The sequence below is a fragment of the Puniceicoccales bacterium genome (assembly GCA_031255005.1).
In the GTDB taxonomy this organism is placed as follows: Bacteria; Verrucomicrobiota; Verrucomicrobiia; order Opitutales; family LL51; genus JAIRTH01.
In genome coordinates this window covers 45,911-63,277 of record JAIRTH010000011.1, presented here as the reverse complement: position 1 = coordinate 63,277, position 17,367 = coordinate 45,911, and the positions used below count along the sequence as shown (strand labels likewise).

Genomic DNA, 17,367 nt, shown 5'->3' with positions numbered 1-17,367 from the left:
TGAAGTGCGTTGGAATTGATGACAATGGAAAAGTGAGATTGAGTCGCAAGGCTGTGCTTTGCGAAGCGCGCAATGAAGCCTATGAAATCAAATTGCCACCGAAAAAAAACGGTAGCTTTAACAGAGGTAAAGGAAAATTTGCAAAAAAATAATATGTTCGTAGCCAAATACTTACAAAACCAAAACGGCAATTAAATTTACTGATTAACTAAAAAAAGTTGACTTGGAGATTTTTCATTAGATTTTGTAGTGTTGTGTGCCCTTATCGTCTAGCGGTCAGGACGTCGGATTCTCATTCCGAAAACCGGGGTTCGATTCCCCGTAGGGGTGCCATTTGGCACAGCGGCGCCATGGTTTTGTTATTTTTTACTACAAACTTTCCATAGGTAAAAAGATGCGATGGAGCAGTAGGGCGAATAGATCGCCCTATATGATTCTATCTTGTTCTGATCCAAGTCGTTACATCCGCTAAGCTTCATTAATCCTTTTCGAATACCGAGATCGCGCCAGCTGAATATATTTTTTCGCCCGAGAGAAAACATCAGAATCATTTCTGCAGTCCACACTCCAACTCCTTTTAACTTAACAAGTTCTGTTACAACATCCTCATCACTTAGGTTAGGAAGACTTGAGAAATCGACCGTTGCGTCAATGACAGCTCTGCTCAATCCCAATACATAGGAAGCTTTCCGTTCGGATAAGCCACACTCGCGCAAGGCATTAGCGTCGCACCCTCGAATGTTGTGTTCAGATAAACCACCGAATCTATCCGATAATTTTTTCTGAATAGAACTGGCAACCGCGTTTGAAATTTGTTGGCTAACTATGCTAATGACAAGGGCTTCGAACACGTTCTCATTGAGAGGTACATTTACATGACCAACTTCATTGATGACAACACCTAGTCTTTGGTCGCGCAGTTTTAAATAATCCATCTCAAGGTTACTGTATTCAAATATTTGCATTAACACGTTCCGACACAACAAGATGGTTGGGGTGCAGGGCTTGGATTTGAACCAAGGACCTTCAGGTTATGAGCCTGACGAGCTACCAGACTGCTCCACCCTGCATCTAGGATTTAACTTTTATTTGTGTTTCCATGGATAAGTCAATTAAATTTTTACGAAAATTTTTAAAATAAATTCTGCGCCACATTAATTGAATTTTTGCATCAATTCAGCCAACAACCTGTCGGGGTTATTTACATCATCTACCGAAATATCAAGCATTTTTATCGATGTTGACGGCAATTCAAACTTAAAATTACGAAATATTCGCTCTAAAATCGTCAATAAACCTCTGGCCCCAGTTTTTTCTTTTTCAGCAGCCTCGGCTATTTTTTCCAAAGCCGCTTCTTGGACATTTAGTTCAATGCCATAACCAGCAAAATCATTGACATACTGTTTTAATATGGAACCTTTCGATGAAATCAAAATTTTTTTCAGATCAGATTTGCCAAGAGACCTGCAAGCCACTCGCACTGGCAATCGGCCAATAAATTCCGGCTCGAAGCCATATTTTATAAGATCCTCCGTATTAACTTGTTGCAAAACAGCAAAATCATCTGTTGACTTCTTACTGCTGGCACCACCGAATCCTATCTTAGTTTGGCCCAAGCGCTTAGTTGTGATCTCAGATAGACGATCGAAGGCTCCGCTGACGATGAACAAAATATGCTGAGTATTTATTCTATCAGCCTTATTTTTTCTACTAAAAGAGCTGGTCATGAAAGCCCGCATCTGGTTCATTATGTCTGTCTGGCTTAAGATGTTAACATCTGTCTCCTCCATCAGCTTCAGCAAATTAATCTGTACACCTCGGCCGGATATATCACGGGAATCTCCGGTGGATACACTGGCAATTTTGTCGATTTCATCTATAAAAACGATGCCATATTTAGCCAAATCAACATCGCCATCGGCAGCCTTAACTAAATCGCGGACCAAATCATCCACATCAGCACCCACATAGCCTGTTTCAGAAAACTTTGTAGCATCGGCCTTTACAAAAGGAACACCTATCAATCTGGCTATGGTTTTTACCAAATAGGTCTTACCCACTCCGGTCGGTCCAAACAACAATATATTTTGCTTATTATATTCATCATCCGGTAACCTCTTATCTATGTTAGAGATACAATTCCTGACATGATTATAATGATCACAAACCGCCACAGATAATACCTTTTTGGCTTCGTCTTGACAAATCACAAACCTATCGAGATATTCCTTAACTTCAACGGGTTTTAGGCTAAATGATTTTATTTTGGCAATGGAAGATAACGCCCCATCTTTCTGCCAATCAGAATTTGTTTCATGACCTGAACTATTATCACCATCGCCTTCGGGCTCAGATTTTGTGGAAAAAGATATCGGATCAATTCTAGTTTTTTCAAAAATCTCCTCAAGCCTCTTGGTAATCTCTTCCAGAGGATTTCCAGAATCTTTACTACAACGCAACATGTTCAGATAAAACCACAACTAGATCGGCAAGCAACTAAAATGAGAGGAGAAAAAAGACAGTTATTTGCGGCAACGTCGGAATTTCGAGTTAAATTTCTCTACCCGACCAGCTGCATCAACAAATCTCTTTTCCCCCGTATATGCAGGATGAGAATCTGATGTAACATCTTTGATCACAACGTCATACTCAACGCCATCAATCACTTCCTTTTTTTTCGAACGAACCGTGGACATCGTAACAAACCTCTTTCCCGTCGATATATCTATAAAACACACCGGCCTGGATTCTGGATGTATTCCTTTCTTCATATCAACTCCAATTTATTAGCCTTGCCGCGCCTTAAACCTAGGATTTGTTTTGCAAATCACATAAACTCTACCTTTCCGGCGGACAACTTTACAATCCGGATGTCGACACTTAGCTGATTTCAGCGATGCAACCACTTTCATACTTGCCCTCACTCAATTATGGCATCCAACAATGTCAAGAAAAATTTAATATTGACTCACCATAGAACGCCGCAATTCCCAAAATTTCACACAATTGCCTATAATTCTCTCAATTTTATTCACATCCACCTGATTTGCCGCATCGCAAGCCGCTTGATCCGGATCCATGTGGGTTTCAAAAAAAACACCATCAGCTCCGGCAGCCATAGCACCATAGGCCAAAGTTTCAACAAATTCTCGATTGCCAATCGTAACACCTTCTCCAGCACCAGGTTTTTGAACGCTGTGGGTGGCATCAAAGATCACCGGCGCGCCATGGGATTTCATTATGCCTATATTTCTCATATCAACCACCAAATCATTATAGCCGAAAGTAGTTCCGCGTTCTATCTGCCAAACTTCTTCTGCACCAGACACTTCCAACTTATCTATCACATATCTCATCTCCCTTGCCGACAGAAATTGACCTTTTTTTACCGAAACCACAGCCCCAGTCTTCGCAGCCGACACCAATAAATCGGTTTGTCTACACAAAAATGCCGGAATCTGCAAAACATCACAGACAGATGCCACAACAACCGCCTGTTCAGGCAGATGTATATCAGTCGTTATTATAAATCCATATTTTTCCTTTATTTTTCTAAAAATTTCTAACCCTTTGACCAGACCAACCCCTCGCTTGCTTGCCACAGAAGTTCTATTGGCTTTATCAAATGAAGCCTTGAATATCAATCGAATAGAATCATTACTTTCAGCAATTTGAGCCAACCTCTCGGCCACATCCAGCAGCAACCCTTCGGACTCTATCACACAGGGCCCAGCAATCACCAACAGCTTATCTCGATCAAACAACACTCCATAACTAAATATATGGCCATCATGTAGTCAAGAAACATCCATCAGCCGAATGACCTAGGCCACACGCTCGACAATTAGATCATTCTGTACAGGTCTTTTCGGCGCTAACCTATAGGCAGCTCTCAGCAGTTCAATGGAAGATTCCAAGCTGATTTCATCATTGTAATGAATCATCATAAGCGCTTCGCCTTGTTTAACTTGTGTACCAACCTTTTTGATGCCGGACACCCCGACTGAATGATCTATGGTACCATCTTTTTTTCGCCCCAAAATCTGGACACCTTTGGCCACCATGCCAGAATCTATGGTATGGACATAACCACGCTTGGAAGCAGGTAACTTCTTGACATACTTGGCCTTAGGAAACTTATCCGGATCAGTCACATAGGAACCATCTCCGCCCTGAGCTTCCACCAATTCTTTCAATTTATTCAACGCAGTGCCATCAGTTAAATGCCTACGAATCATTTGCTTAGCAGACAATGTCGATCCAGCAACTCCAGCCAGCCGAACCATCTCCATGCCTAACCTCAATATCAATTCATCGAGATTCGGATCCGACTCACCGCGAAGAATCCTCAACACTTCCTGCAACTCCAAACCAGTGCCAACCGAATCTCCCAATGGCTGATTCATATCAGTTACCAATGCAACACACTTACGATTCATTGATCGGGCCACACGTGTAACCATTCGCCCCAGCTGCTTAGCATCTTCCACATCTCGAACATAGGCACCATTACCCCACTTCGCATCCACAATCAAACCTTCGGCCCCCTCAGAAAATTTTTTGCTCAACAAACTCGCCGTCAATAATGGAATGCTCGGAATAGTACCAGTCTCCTTCCTTAGCTTAAATAAAATATTATTTATCGGCGTAATGCGCTGACACTGCTCAATAATAGCACAGCCAATGCTCTTCACTTGTTCCGCAAATTGTTCATGGGTAATATCCGTCGTAAAACCAGGAATGGATCTCAGCTTATCCACATCACTTATAATAAACCCCTCTTCTTCTCCTACCATCGACGGCACAGCAATTCCACAGGAAGCAGCCAGCGGAATCAAAATCAATCCAGCCTTATCACCAACACCACCAGTGGCATATCGATCCAACTTTGGTCTGGTTATCTTTGGCAGCTCAAAAACATCACCGGTGAGCATCATCTCCTCGGCAAAAACCGCAGTCTCCTGAGGCGACATTCCTTTAAAATAAATTGCCATGGCCAAAGCCGCCAATTGATGATCCGGAATCCTACCATTCAAAATAGAATCGGTAATATACCTGATTTCTTCATCTAAAAATTCATCACCATCTCGTTTTTTTTCAACAAGATATGAATAAGACAGCTTTGAGAAATCCTTGATCAGAATTCCACTACTGCATTCCACAAACTTTCCTCCTACGCAACATAATTAACAAAATTATATCCAACGGCCATGTTTATTCCTTAGGTTTTATGCAATTTTGTCAAGAACTAACTGTTTAATATTGACAAATTATTAACCAGTCAGCTAAGCAATTCTCCTGCAAATAGTAATGTACAAGCCGTATAAATGGCTGCCAACAGATCGTCAATTACAATCCCAATGCCACCGTGAAAATTTTGTAACCTTTTTATACCAAATGGCTTAACGATATCAAAAAATCGAAATAATAAAAATCCACTCAATAGAATGATCCACATGCTAAGTCTTTTTCTCAGCCCACCAATGGCGATAAAACACAGCGGCATGGCCACCATTTCATCTAAAATCACACAACCTGGGTCTTTTTTTCCTAGCCTAAATTCAGCCTCTCCGCAAATAACCATCGCCACATAAGCACTTGCTATGAACTTTAGCCAAAAAATAATAAAGTGATCTCCATAAAAAAACAAAGTATACCAAAACAACCCTAAAAATGATCCCATGGTCCCAGGAGCCATAATTTTCTCACCAATGAAAAGGGTTGCCATCCCAATGATAATCCTGGATGAAAGAATTTTAACCCAAAATGGACGAAATACATACATATCAATCCATATTAAAAATATCCTTGTATTTGGTAATGTAAAATAGGCCTGAAATCAATGTGAGTATCGCCGCAATTAAAAACAAAATCAACCCGGCATAGTAAAAAAAGTCTATCACCAATCTCGGCACCATCGAAGCCCAATCCCTGGACAATGCCTTCCAAATTATCATCACACCCACGGACACTATCTGAATCACAGTTTTTATTTTTCCCAATCTCTCAGCAGCAATAACAATACCATTGGCCGAAGCAATCAACCGCAATCCAGTCACAAGAAACTCACGACCAATGACTAATAAAACAAAAAAAAGTGACCATCTAGGCAACATACCCAGCGCCAGTATCGACACAAACAGCCCAACCATAAATACCTTATCCATCAAAGCATCCATGAATTTTCCGAAATTCGATACCATGTCACAGCGACGAGCCAAATAACCATCCAACCAATCCGTCCAGGAAGCAAAAATAAATACAAATAAACTCACCGTCGAAGCAAACCTAACATCAATATATAATAATACCACCACGATAAACAGTGATGGCACCCTGGACAAAGTCACACAGTTCGCAATATTCACTATACAAAAACCAGCCTATAACACACAAAAACCAGCTTACAAAATAGATAACTATGATTTCGACGCCGCCGTCGAAGCGCCATTTCCTCCAGCATTGGCTTCGGTTTTTATTTCTGCATTGGTAGCAACCTTCGGAGCAGATGCATTCAACTTTTTGAGTATTTCATCGGAAATATCCAACGAATCATCAGCATAGACCACATCCTGTCCAACTTTACTAAAGACAACCAATGCTCCCTTCTCCTTCGACACTTCACCCACCACACCTTTAATGACCTCCATCTGTTCCATAAGCTTGGATTGCTGCAGCTGATTCAACTGAGCATCGGCTTCATTCTTAAATTTAGCCACCTCCATCATCTTCTGACGTAGTTCAATTTCCTTAGCTTCGGCATCTTTTTTAAACTTATCCTTTGCCTCCGCTGCTATGGCCGGATTTTGAGCTTTTTCATTGAGATCCTTGACCTCTTTATCGAGCTTCATATGCTGATCAATCATCGCCTGAAACTCTTTCTGAGCAGCATCTACTTTGGCTGTCAACTCCTTTTTTATCTCTTCAATTTTATAATATCCATCAAAAACCTTCTGAACATCCAAAACCAGAATGCCGTTATCAGATACCTTTGATGTCATCTTACTCCCTGTCCCGCTTCCACCAACCATAGTTCCACAGGCTAACAGTACCACGGAAAATACACAAAAAATAGGCAATAAAATCTTTTTCATAACAAACATAAACTGTATTGGTAATTATATTTTTATTCCATTAGGCAACAAAATTTCTCAAAAAAAGCAAAAATTTTTATTTCGAGTCGGTAAAAGCCATCGAAAATTTCACCGAAACACTCAATTTATCTCCCTGCAAAACCGCCCCTTGCATCATCATGAATTTGCCCATGGACTCTAAAAATTCCGCTCTCAATGTCACTGTGCTACCCGGAAAAACACTTCGCCTAAATCTGGCCTCACCTACCCTGGCCAATACTGGTATCCCTTCTTCCATGGAAACGGAACCTAATTTGTTGATTGCAAAGAAGGCAGCCACCTGAAATACTGACTCACACAGTATAACTCCCGGCGTTATGGGATAATCTGGATAATGACCTTTATAAAAAAATTCATCTTCTTTAAATGTCTTTTGGCCAACTGCATAGCTATCTCCAATCTCGATAATTTTGTCCACAAACAAAAACGGAGGCCGATGGGGAATCACAGCTCCAGGATCCATCATCAATCCAATGCCTCCAAACTATGTAAATCATCGTCACTCCAATTCTCGCCGGAAATATCCATAATCTCCTCATCAGGAATATCGTAATCCTCCCCGAATTCATCATCACCAGAACCGTCATCATCTAAATCATAACCAGCTGGTATATAATCAAGTATAAATCCAATTTCATCGAATAAATGCACCGCTGAACCGACCACATATCTCTCATTTTGCACATCTCGTATGCTCTCTTCCAGCTCCTGAGGATCAATGGGACGCTTGAATTCAAGCAAATCATTCAGCAACTTAACTCGCATCAATATTATGTGATCCACAAATTCAGCATAGGGCCCTTCGCTTTCGGAAATCACATTGGGCAGGCAAAATAACCTCTCAACGGACTCCAATGCCTTGACATCTGCCCTGGCAAGCTTCACCCTATTACCAGGCATAGCGTCTTCTATACGAAACTTATAGAATGCATTTTCCAGTATATCATCTCGAAAACCGTAGGGCTTCAGAGGCCCAATAAGATCCACAATATGGTCGAATTGCTTCGGGTCTATAATACTCAGACAATCCACATCCCACTGAATATCGCTGCTGACCTTGTCTACCCACCAATTGAAATCATCGCCCAACCGAGCCACACACCACTCGAGACTATCTTTATTTGACACCATTTATGTTAAAAATATTTAGACTATTGTGCCAATATCAATCTACTAGCTCGCGTAAAGTAAAAAAATTATAGAATATGCATTGATATGGTATCTCGGCTGTAATTTCTATTGTATGATCCATAACTCCTTCATATAATGAGTCCATGATTTACTAACCCAGAAGATATTTCATAAAATGCCCGAAACATCTAAAAGTTATACAGCACCAAAAAATTCTGAACAGTATAGCCTTGAAGAACTGCTTCAATTGCTCGACACCGGCATAGATTCCATTGATGCAAAAAAACTTTCCTATACGCTACCCACGGATGTTGGCAAATTTCTAGAGCGATTAACATCTGTGGAACAACAATTTATTGTACAAAAATTGTCCGCACCCATCGCATCGGAAGTGCTGGCATCCATGGCACCGGACGATTCGGCCGAAATAATAAGAACCATGAGGGATTTTCGGGCAGTCAGAATCATCGAAGAGCTAGAACCCGACGATGCCGTAGATCTGCTTTTAAACCTAGAAATCAAAGATAGAGAGAGACTTATAACAAAACTGCCCAAAGAAGTTGCAATCACCATTCGCAATCTACTCAAATACGACCCCAACACCGCCGGCGGCGTCATGACTCCCTATGTCACCACTCTGCGAGTATCCATGATCGTGGACGAAGCCATCCAACATATACGGCGAGAAAAAAATGAAACAGAAAATACTGATACCTTATACGTCATTGATAATCAAAGAAAACTAGTAGGCACCACGTCGGTGAGAAATTTAATATGGGCCAAATCTGACCAAAAGGTGTCAGACATCATGGATGCTGATATCACCCACGCCTGTAACTATCAAACCGAAGATAAAAAAGTCGCTCAAATAATGACCGAATCCGGCCTGCAGACACTCCCGATCATCGATACCCAGGGCCGACTCCTTGGAATAGTCACCCACGATGACGTCATAAACATACTTCAGGAAGCCGCCACATCGGATATACAAAAATTTCACGGTGCTGGCTCCGACGAAACCATAAACGACTCCATCACCTACAGCGCCAATAGGCGCATACCATGGCTAATTATAAACCTTTTCACCGCAATGATTTCTACAAAAATCATATCCACATTTTCGATGCAAATCCAAGAAATGACCGCCCTGGCAGCATTTATGAATCTCACTTCCATTCTTGGAGGAAATTCCGGAGCCCAAACCCTAGCCATTGCCATAAGAGGCTTTGCGCTGGGCGATTTCCACAGCGGAGATGCTAGGAAAGTTTGCCTGAGAGAGGCTGTTAAAGGCCTAATGAATGGCCTGATAGTTGGCCTGGCCGCAGCAACCATGGCACTGGTATGCAATCATCATATTCTATTTGCCTGCGTCATATTCATATCGATAGTCTTAAACATGATAATGGCCGGCCTCTGCGGCACCATGATCCCAGTGCTACTGAGAAAGTTACGGTTCGATCCGGCCAGCAGTTCCTACATCATGCTCACAGCCATCACCGACTCCTTTGGCATATTCGTATTTTTATCGCTGGGCACCATGATTCTTTTTTGATCGCATTTTAAATTGAATTTTTTTCTTTTTTTTATACCATATATTCCGGAGGTGTGATGATGAATGCCAGAACTGCTGTCAATGGAATGCTCAGAGACGTGGGCACATCGTTGGGCCTTAATTTGGGCCTGAGGAGCGATGGGCTTTGTGTCATAAAACAGGAACAATCCGATTTCGAATATATAATCGAATTATCAAAAACCGGCGATATATTATACATGTATTCTCCGGTTGGAGATCTACCAACCATAAATAAATCCGATGCAATGGAATATCTTTTAAAACTGAATCTCTACGGATTAGAAACCAATCAATGTAGCCTTGGACTGGATGCCAAAACCAATAAAATAGTACTATTCTATACCATTCCTAGCGAAGTGCTAAATGCCACACTGATATCAAATATACTTTGCAATTTCTTTACCACAGTCCAAAAAGTATCAAAAAAAATCGAAGGGTTTTCTCAATCTATTCCACAACAATCTCCAGAAGAATCAGATAAATTCTCTTCATTGCTGACAATGGTGTAACATGGACTATGATATTACAGTAGATTTTAAAAAAAGTACGGATCAGATAAGCATGATAAATGATTATCTCGACGCCGTAAATCATGATACAAATGTATTAGAACCAACGATTTCGACGATCGAGACATTTGGTATCATTTCGGAACTCATGACCAATGCATTTGGAAACATTGATCTAAGTGGCTTTAAAACCGTCGGAGACTCTCTGGAAATCATGTCGGTAGCTATGGTTGAACATCACGGCAATGAGCCAAAAGTTGATACCGGTGACAATGATGGCGATGGGATAATAAATTGCCTCGATGGCGAAGATGATAGTGTCAACATAAAGATAGACAGCGATGGCGATGGCATCACCGACGATATCGATGCAACGGGCAGTGCGTCGAACACAAATCGATCACATGACTCAAAAGGCGCTGCACTGGAACAGGCTAAATCTTCTCTAATCTCCTCAATAATGTCATTGTTGCAATTTAACTTCACCATGGCTCTGGGAGACGAAGATCCGAAGAAAAATGAAGCCAATAAAATTGGAGCTATGGCCCAAACTTCACTGGGAATAACCTCAAATGTGGATGCCAAAGTCCAATCCCCTGACAATGGGCGAAATGTGCAAAAGGAAATGCGACAACACAAAGCTGATAGCCTAAAAGCTATGCGCAAAAATCTTGAAAATGAAGTGCTGACTAACACCAAACCATCGCATAAACTAGATAAAACCAGATTTAAAAAGTTCGACAAATCTGCGATCAAAGCAAATCTCACAGCTGCAAATAACCAAAAGTCAATAAACTTCGCGCCAAAGGCCGAAACAATAACCAACAGAAATCCAATAAATTCTACTAAAAAAACCAGCAACATTTCATCCACTAAAGGACCTACGACAAATTCCTCTGCCATTAATAACCAAAGCCAAGAAGACACCACTCCACCCGTCGAAAGTATAACATCTACAAAGAGTTCTAACTTAAATAACGACGCAAATAATATAATCCGGATGATATAAATAAAAAAAATAAAATAATATCCACATCAGATAAAAATTCTTGAATTTTGCACAAATTATCCCATGGTCCGTCTAGAGATGCAAGGACGGGTGGAAAGATAGAAAATGGTCACCAACTACATAGCCTATCTGGCTGAATTGAAAGAATTTGGTCTATTGAGATCCATCACACCAAAACATCGAAATTTGTTAGATTTTTCCAGCAATGATTATCTGGGCCTAGCCAACTCACCTTCACTACTAGAAGCCGGATATGAAGCGGCAAAACTATATGGTTCAGGTACTACTGGATCAAGACTCCTATCCGGCAACAGCGATCTATTTGAAGATTTCGAAACCCAAATAGCCAAGGATTGTGGCAGCGAAACGGCTCTGCTATTCAATTCTGGTTTCGATGCCAACCTTGGAATCCTGCCATCAATCTTGGACAAAAATAGTCTGGTGATTTTCGATAAATTAAACCACGCAAGTTTATACCATGGAGCAAGACTCAGTGGCGCTAACTTGTTACGATACAATCATTTAGACTACACAATGCTTGATGATGTTTTGAAAAAAAATGCCCATAACCACAGAACCATTGTCATCGCATCGGAAACCGTATTTGGAATGGATGGAGACCAAGCCGATCTAAAAATTCTGGCAAACCTATCTGCCCATCACAATGCCATTCTATATCTAGACGAAGCTCATGCCATTGGTCTACAAGGAGAAAACGGCTATGGCCTGGCCACAGATTTCGATCTGGATAAAACCAAAACCATCCTAATGGGCACTTTCAGTAAAGCCCTGGGATCAACCGGAGCCTATGTAGCCTGTAACGCTATGATTAAAAATATACTAATAAACCGATGCCCAAGTTTCATCTATTCGACATCTCTATCTCCATTCTGCATCGGAGCCTCCGCCTGCGCCTGGAAAATATTAAAAACTAAGCCAAAGGAAAGAAAAGCACTAATAAAAGCAGCCAATGGCCTAAGAAACTCACTTAAAGCCCTCGGGCATAAGGCATTAGGTAGCAACACCAACATCATTCCATTGCCATTCAATGATAGCCACGAAATGCTTAGAAAAAAAGATGATTTATATAAAAACGGCATTCTAGTTTCCGGCCTGCGCCGCCCAACGGTACCTGGACAACGGTTGCGCATTGCGCTTAACACTAAGCACAGTCAAACCGACATAGATAAATTATTAAGGACCTTTTCATGAATAAATACACACTGATTTTAGCCCACGGCTTCGGCTTTGACCATGGCTATTGGAAAAATCTCATCCATCAACTGGACCATAGAAACATAAAATACCTATTCTTCAGCCACGACTTAGCTTTGGATTCACAGGAAAAATATGTCGGGCTGGGCCATTCTCTCGGTTTTGCAACGCTAAGCAATTCAAGGATAAACTTCCATGCCATGTTGGGCCTGCAATGCTTCTGTAACTTCCTTGGCCAGGACGAAAAACTTCGCCGAATCCGAAAGCCACAGCTGGATGAAATGGTCCGAGCCCTCCAGCATAACCCAAAAACTTGCCTGGAACAATTTTACAATTCCTGCGGCTATCAGGCAAAATCAAACAATAGCCCAGAGCTGGAAAAACTATCGGCAGAACTGCAAATGCTATATGAAAAATTCACGCCTAGGCCAATACCCACGCTTATCATCGGCAGCACCAAGGACAAAATCGTCCCTAAATCTCTGATTGAAGATAATTTCAAAAACCATGCCAACGTAACAATAAAGTACCTAAACTGTGCAGGCCATGGCCTCGGCCATGAGAAATCCGACGAAATAATCGAACTTCTAACATCATTTATCCATGACCAGAAATAATCATATCGGCGCTAAATTTGACTCGGCAGTCACACACTATGACAACCAGGCAATTGTCCAAAAAAAAATCTGCCATCCACCTAGTTAATTTTATTAAAGGCCTTGGAAAAATCAACTCGGCCATGGACATCGGCTGCGGCACAGGCTTTGTCGCCATAGAATTACTAAAAAATTTTCCAAATCTAAAATTACATCTCTGCGACATCTCTCAAAAAATGCTGACCATGGCTAAACATAAGCTACAGGACCATAAGGTGATATACACCCATTGCGACGCTGAAATTCAGGAATTTACCACCACCTGTGATCTGGCCATTTCAAATCTCTGCGTCCAATGGTTCAATGATTTCGAAAAATTCACAAAAAAAATACTTAAAACCTCAAAATATTTTGCCTTTTCTACCCTAGTCGACGGAAGCTTTCTTGAATTTTCCAAAATATTCGAAAGCCAGGGCAAAGCTTCGCCATTTCCTAAATATAGAACCGAAAAAGAGCTCGTCCATTTTTGTCAATCCATGGGCAAAATGATAAATATGGAAACTAAAATTTTCAACCTAGCCTTCCCTTCGGCCAAAGACGCCGCCATGCATTTCAAAAAAATAGGGGCAAACTTTGGCAAAAGTAGCTTTGATAATGCGCTTGTACTGCTTAGCCATCGCGTTCCCATCAACTTAGAATACAAAATATTTTTCGGACTAATGGAAAGAAAAATTAACTAAACCTTTGGTCGGGCTGGAGAGATTCGAACTCTCGACCCCTTGCACCCCATGCAAGTGCGCTACCAGACTACGCCACAACCCGCTCGGCTATGATAAATAAACAAATAGATTCCTGGTCAATGATCATTTACAAATTTTGCAATTTTTCAAGAACTCCATCATAAAAGTCAAAATTTTATCGAAAATCCTATTCATCCCCAATAGATTAAGCACAATGAAATAGGCAATCATCCCAACAATTACACAGCCAGCCACTGCCATAAGAGCACAAAGCTTACCTGCCACAAATGCACTACCAACACAGGCCTGACAAAAAAGAACAACCACATACATGAAGCCACTGGCAAAAAATGTCACAAATAATGGATACACAAAACCTTCTAGCTCAAAAGATGATTCAGCCTTAATGAGAAATAGATACAACAAAATTGTCTGCACCACCACCGATAAAAAATTCGCCCAGGCTATTCCCATCACACCAAACGGCTTCATGAGCACCAACGTCGCCACAATATTTACCGTAAAATTAACCAAAGATATCTGCACCGGCGTCCTGGTATTTTTTATAGAGTGAAAGCCTCGGGTCAAAAATGTTGACATCGCATAAAATGGCATAGCCAATGCCAATACTCCTAAAACCGGCGCCACAGATAACACATCACTTCGACCAAAGGCTCCCCATTCAAATAAAATCGTCAAAATTTCATACCTCAAAGCCAAAAGTCCAGCCGCTGCCGGCATAACTATTGCCATAATCATATCCATGCCACGGCGAAAAATCTTCGCCAATTCATCGTGATTTCCATTGGATGCAAACTTGGACAAATCTGGAAATATCACCGTAGCCGCCGCTATAACAAATACGCCCAGCGGAAGCTCAACAAGTCTGTTTGATAAATACAAAATCGCCACTGCTTCATCGGATAGCTCAAAGGCCAGCAACCTAGAAATAGCCACATTTACCTGCATTATTGATGCTCCAATTAATCCGGGTATAAATAGCTTAGTAATCTTCAGTAACGGCGCACTAATCCAAAGGCTAATCCTCGGCCGCCAGCCAATCATATAAAGCTGCACCATCGGCACAATCAGCTGAATTACTCCACCCACAATCACACCGGCGATCAACCAACGGATCTCCATAAGTTGGGACGAAGCAAAGGTTACACCAAACCAACCTAAAAACACTATCATGCTTATATTTAACCAGATAGCACTCATAGCCGGAAGAAAATATTTGCCCAATACATTTAAAACAGCGGAAAAAACAGCGGTCAAACATATAAAAATCATATAGGGCAATAGCATCATTGAAAAGTTGAAGACATAGTACCAGCGTAGTTCAAGTCCTTCAATTTTAGATAAAAAAGATATGGACGTCATGCCAAGGCCAAGCAAAGCAATCAACAGCAACGCCACCCAGGTAATCACTTTATTGAGTAGCACAAAAGCCGATTGCAAGCCATATCTATGAAATTCATCGGAAAATACAGGTATCAACGCCGACGTCAAAGCTCCTTCGCCAAGCAATCGCCGGAAAAGATTAGGCAAGGTGAATGCCGAAAGATAGGCAGAATGCATAAAGCTTGTGCCCAATTCAGCCGTCACCAACATATCTCGTATCAATCCTAAAACTCTTGAAATAAAAGTTATAAATGATATGGCAAATATATTACTTAGAACGCCCACTCGCCGCCATATACTCAAATTTTATTAACTTTTACAAGAATATTTTTTGCAATATAATATTTTAATCCACTTAAAGCTATGTTACATTAGCAATAATTTATTGTAAAATTTGTTGTAATTTACTAAGAACTTTTATTCTCGCGACCTAATTGATTTAAGATTATGATTTCTTCCTTAGAAAATTTGTTACAAAAACACCATAAGTGGTTATTTTCCATATTATTATTCATCGTCATTGTCAGTTTTGTATTCACTGTGGGATCCTCGCCGGGCATAGGAAGAAGGAAAGCCAAGCCAAGAATTTTTTTCGGCTACGATCTAAATTCTCAAAAAGATACCAAATCGCTGCTGGAAGAAACCAGGATGAGCGCGGTTTTAAATGGTAGATTTGATTTACTGTACTTTGGAGGACTTCAAGATGAAGCACTTATGCGTGCAATAAAAATAGATATGGCCAACAAAATGAACATCCCCGTTCCGGACAAAAAAGCCCTTGATGATTTTGTGGAAAAATACAGGATGTTCAGTGATAAAGATGGCAAATTTAGCCCATCGGCCTACAATTCCATCGTTGGATCGCTGGTAAAGCAGGATGACGATGCAGAAATTCTAAAACACGCAATGGAAAACGATTTTCGTCTGCAGTTCATCGAAAATGCCATCGGCGGTTGTGGCTTTGCCTTCGAACAACAAGCAGAAGAACAAATTAAGATTGATGAAGCCAAATGGTCTATGAGTCTGGCAAGCCTGAAAGCCGACGAGATACCGGACAGTTTTTCCGATGAAGAGTTGATGGCATTTTTTGAGTCAAACAAAATTAGATACCAGTTCCCAGAAAAACTTGCAGCATCCTATGTTGAATTTGAAAAAGATGTCTTTCGGAATTTCATGCCTCCGGCCACAAAAGATGTTTTAAAAAATTTTTACATGGACAGAAAACATCAATTTGAAAAATTTGAAGCTGACAAAGATGCATTGAAAACAGCCATAATCGATGAATATGAGAAATTTCAGCTAAAAAAATTAGCAATGAAAGCCGCCGATGATTTCGTCTATGGCCTCTACGATAAAGGCCTGATCTATGGCAGTGAAAGTTTCAATAACTTCTTGAAAGATAACAAGATAAGTGAAAAACTTCTGCCAAATTTAGATCCCCATGAGCCGCCATCCGATCTAGATTTACCAAAAAAAGTATTCAAAAATCTAGCCAATCTCGACCAAACCAAGTATTTTTCGGACCCCTATGAAACGGGAAACGGCAATGCTGTGGTGTTATTTTTAAAAGAAAAAATTCCCCCAAGTCCCATGGCCTTCGATGAAGCTAAGTCGTTGGTGCGAAGTGACTATTCTAAAAAAGAAGCCCGGATAGCCTTCGATAAAAAATGCTCCGAAACATTTAAAGAAATAGAAACCTTGATCAAAAATGGCATGACTTTTCAAGCCGCTGCATTGGAAAAGAAACTGGAAATCCAAGACCATAAAGACAAAACTTTGGATGAACTCCATCGTGAACTATCATCCGCTAAACTCCAGCAGCTTATGAAACATATAGCAAAGAAAAATGTCGACAAATTGATCAAGGAAAAAGAAGACGATAACGGCTGCAATTACATATATATATATGATGTAAATATGCCAGAAGTTGCTGATCCAAAGAAAATAGCCGATCGCTTAGCTCAGCTGGAAGCCAATGTCGGCAATATCTTCGCTCGCAATTTCCTACTGGAACTCGCCGAAGATGCTCTTGAAAAATATAAAAACTCCTAGGAAAA

19 protein-coding genes and 3 tRNA genes are annotated in these 17,367 nt (G+C 40.8%); 8 read left to right on the top strand and 14 right to left on the bottom strand.

The window, feature by feature from the left end; genetic code table 11:
* Positions 1–258: 258 nt before the first annotated feature.
* Positions 259–333, top strand: a tRNA-Glu gene (locus LBH49_01450).
* 26 nt (positions 334–359) lie between these two features.
* On the opposite strand, the gene LBH49_01445 is transcribed toward LBH49_01450, so the two are convergent.
* From LBH49_01445 to LBH49_01390, 12 genes are all read right to left on the bottom strand, one after another.
* Positions 360–935 (bottom strand): hypothetical protein, encoded by a 576-nt coding sequence (locus LBH49_01445; protein MDR0351293.1) that lies wholly within the window; start codon positions 933–935, stop codon positions 360–362.
* 61 nt (positions 936–996) lie between these two features.
* Positions 997–1,070: transfer RNA gene (locus tag LBH49_01440), tRNA-Met, on the bottom strand.
* 84 nt (positions 1,071–1,154) lie between these two features.
* A complete protein-coding gene (locus LBH49_01435) occupies positions 1,155–2,462 on the bottom strand; it encodes an AAA family ATPase (GenBank protein ID MDR0351292.1) in 1,308 nt (435 codons plus the stop codon).
* A 60-nt stretch (positions 2,463–2,522) separates the two neighbouring features.
* The gene (locus LBH49_01430; protein ID MDR0351291.1) at positions 2,523–2,771 is read right to left on the bottom strand and encodes a type B 50S ribosomal protein L31; all 249 of its coding nucleotides are present in this window, start codon (positions 2,769–2,771) and stop codon (positions 2,523–2,525) included.
* Positions 2,772–2,786: 15 nt separating this feature from the next.
* Complete coding sequence (gene ykgO, locus LBH49_01425) at positions 2,787–2,912, bottom strand: type B 50S ribosomal protein L36 (protein MDR0351290.1); 126 nt, start codon at positions 2,910–2,912, stop codon at positions 2,787–2,789.
* A gap of 45 nt (positions 2,913–2,957) precedes the next feature.
* Positions 2,958–3,767, bottom strand: coding sequence for a 3-deoxy-8-phosphooctulonate synthase (kdsA, locus tag LBH49_01420; GenBank protein MDR0351289.1), 810 nt, complete (start codon positions 3,765–3,767; stop codon positions 2,958–2,960).
* A gap of 57 nt (positions 3,768–3,824) precedes the next feature.
* Positions 3,825–5,162 carry a thymidine phosphorylase gene (locus LBH49_01415; GenBank protein ID MDR0351288.1) on the bottom strand — a complete coding sequence of 446 codons (1,338 nt, stop codon included), beginning with the start codon at positions 5,160–5,162 and terminating at the stop codon, positions 3,825–3,827.
* A 119-nt stretch (positions 5,163–5,281) separates the two neighbouring features.
* Positions 5,282–5,728 carry a phosphatidylglycerophosphatase A gene (locus LBH49_01410; GenBank protein ID MDR0351287.1) on the bottom strand — a complete coding sequence of 149 codons (447 nt, stop codon included), beginning with the start codon at positions 5,726–5,728 and terminating at the stop codon, positions 5,282–5,284.
* A 58-nt stretch (positions 5,729–5,786) separates the two neighbouring features.
* A complete protein-coding gene (pgsA, locus tag LBH49_01405; protein ID MDR0351286.1) occupies positions 5,787–6,368 on the bottom strand; it encodes a CDP-diacylglycerol--glycerol-3-phosphate 3-phosphatidyltransferase in 582 nt (193 codons plus the stop codon).
* Between the two features lie 51 nt (positions 6,369–6,419).
* The gene (locus tag LBH49_01400) at positions 6,420–7,094 is read right to left on the bottom strand and encodes an OmpH family outer membrane protein (GenBank protein ID MDR0351285.1); all 675 of its coding nucleotides are present in this window, start codon (positions 7,092–7,094) and stop codon (positions 6,420–6,422) included.
* Positions 7,095–7,170: 76 nt separating this feature from the next.
* Entirely contained in the window at positions 7,171–7,599 is a 429-nt protein-coding gene (locus LBH49_01395; protein MDR0351284.1) for a beta-hydroxyacyl-ACP dehydratase, read from the bottom strand.
* The gene (locus tag LBH49_01390) at positions 7,599–8,264 is read right to left on the bottom strand and encodes a hypothetical protein (GenBank protein MDR0351283.1); all 666 of its coding nucleotides are present in this window, start codon (positions 8,262–8,264) and stop codon (positions 7,599–7,601) included. The genes LBH49_01395 and LBH49_01390 overlap by 1 nt, the downstream gene beginning before the upstream one ends.
* Before the next feature lie 175 nt (positions 8,265–8,439).
* On the opposite strand from LBH49_01390, the gene mgtE reads away from it, so the two are divergent.
* The 6 genes from mgtE to LBH49_01360 all read left to right on the top strand — a co-directional run bounded on the left by mgtE (position 8,440) and on the right by LBH49_01360 (position 13,906).
* Positions 8,440–9,816: a magnesium transporter gene (gene mgtE / locus LBH49_01385; GenBank protein ID MDR0351282.1), complete on the top strand. Its 1,377-nt coding sequence runs from the start codon at positions 8,440–8,442 to the stop codon at positions 9,814–9,816.
* A gap of 56 nt (positions 9,817–9,872) precedes the next feature.
* Positions 9,873–10,346, top strand: a complete 474-nt coding sequence (locus tag LBH49_01380) for a type III secretion system chaperone (protein MDR0351281.1) — start codon at positions 9,873–9,875, stop codon at positions 10,344–10,346.
* Position 10,347: 1 nt separating this feature from the next.
* Positions 10,348–11,355, top strand: coding sequence for a hypothetical protein (locus tag LBH49_01375; protein ID MDR0351280.1), 1,008 nt, complete (start codon positions 10,348–10,350; stop codon positions 11,353–11,355).
* A 105-nt stretch (positions 11,356–11,460) separates the two neighbouring features.
* Positions 11,461–12,567: an 8-amino-7-oxononanoate synthase gene (locus LBH49_01370; protein ID MDR0351279.1), complete on the top strand. Its 1,107-nt coding sequence runs from the start codon at positions 11,461–11,463 to the stop codon at positions 12,565–12,567.
* Positions 12,564–13,187: an alpha/beta hydrolase gene (locus tag LBH49_01365; protein ID MDR0351278.1), complete on the top strand. Its 624-nt coding sequence runs from the start codon at positions 12,564–12,566 to the stop codon at positions 13,185–13,187. Before LBH49_01370 ends, LBH49_01365 begins: the two co-directional genes overlap by 4 nt.
* Before the next feature lie 17 nt (positions 13,188–13,204).
* Entirely contained in the window at positions 13,205–13,906 is a 702-nt protein-coding gene (locus LBH49_01360) for a methyltransferase domain-containing protein (protein ID MDR0351277.1), read from the top strand.
* Between the two features lie 5 nt (positions 13,907–13,911).
* On the opposite strand, the gene LBH49_01355 is transcribed toward LBH49_01360, so the two are convergent.
* Positions 13,912–13,988 (bottom strand) — tRNA-Pro (locus LBH49_01355).
* Positions 13,989–14,029: 41 nt separating this feature from the next.
* On the bottom strand, positions 14,030–15,595 hold the full coding sequence (gene murJ / locus LBH49_01350) for a murein biosynthesis integral membrane protein MurJ (GenBank protein ID MDR0351276.1): 1,566 nt from the start codon (positions 15,593–15,595) through the stop codon (positions 14,030–14,032).
* Positions 15,596–15,757: 162 nt separating this feature from the next.
* Between murJ and LBH49_01345 the strand changes: the two genes are divergently transcribed.
* The gene (locus tag LBH49_01345; GenBank protein ID MDR0351275.1) at positions 15,758–17,362 is read left to right on the top strand and encodes a peptidyl-prolyl cis-trans isomerase; all 1,605 of its coding nucleotides are present in this window, start codon (positions 15,758–15,760) and stop codon (positions 17,360–17,362) included.
* Positions 17,363–17,367: the final 5 nt, after the last annotated feature.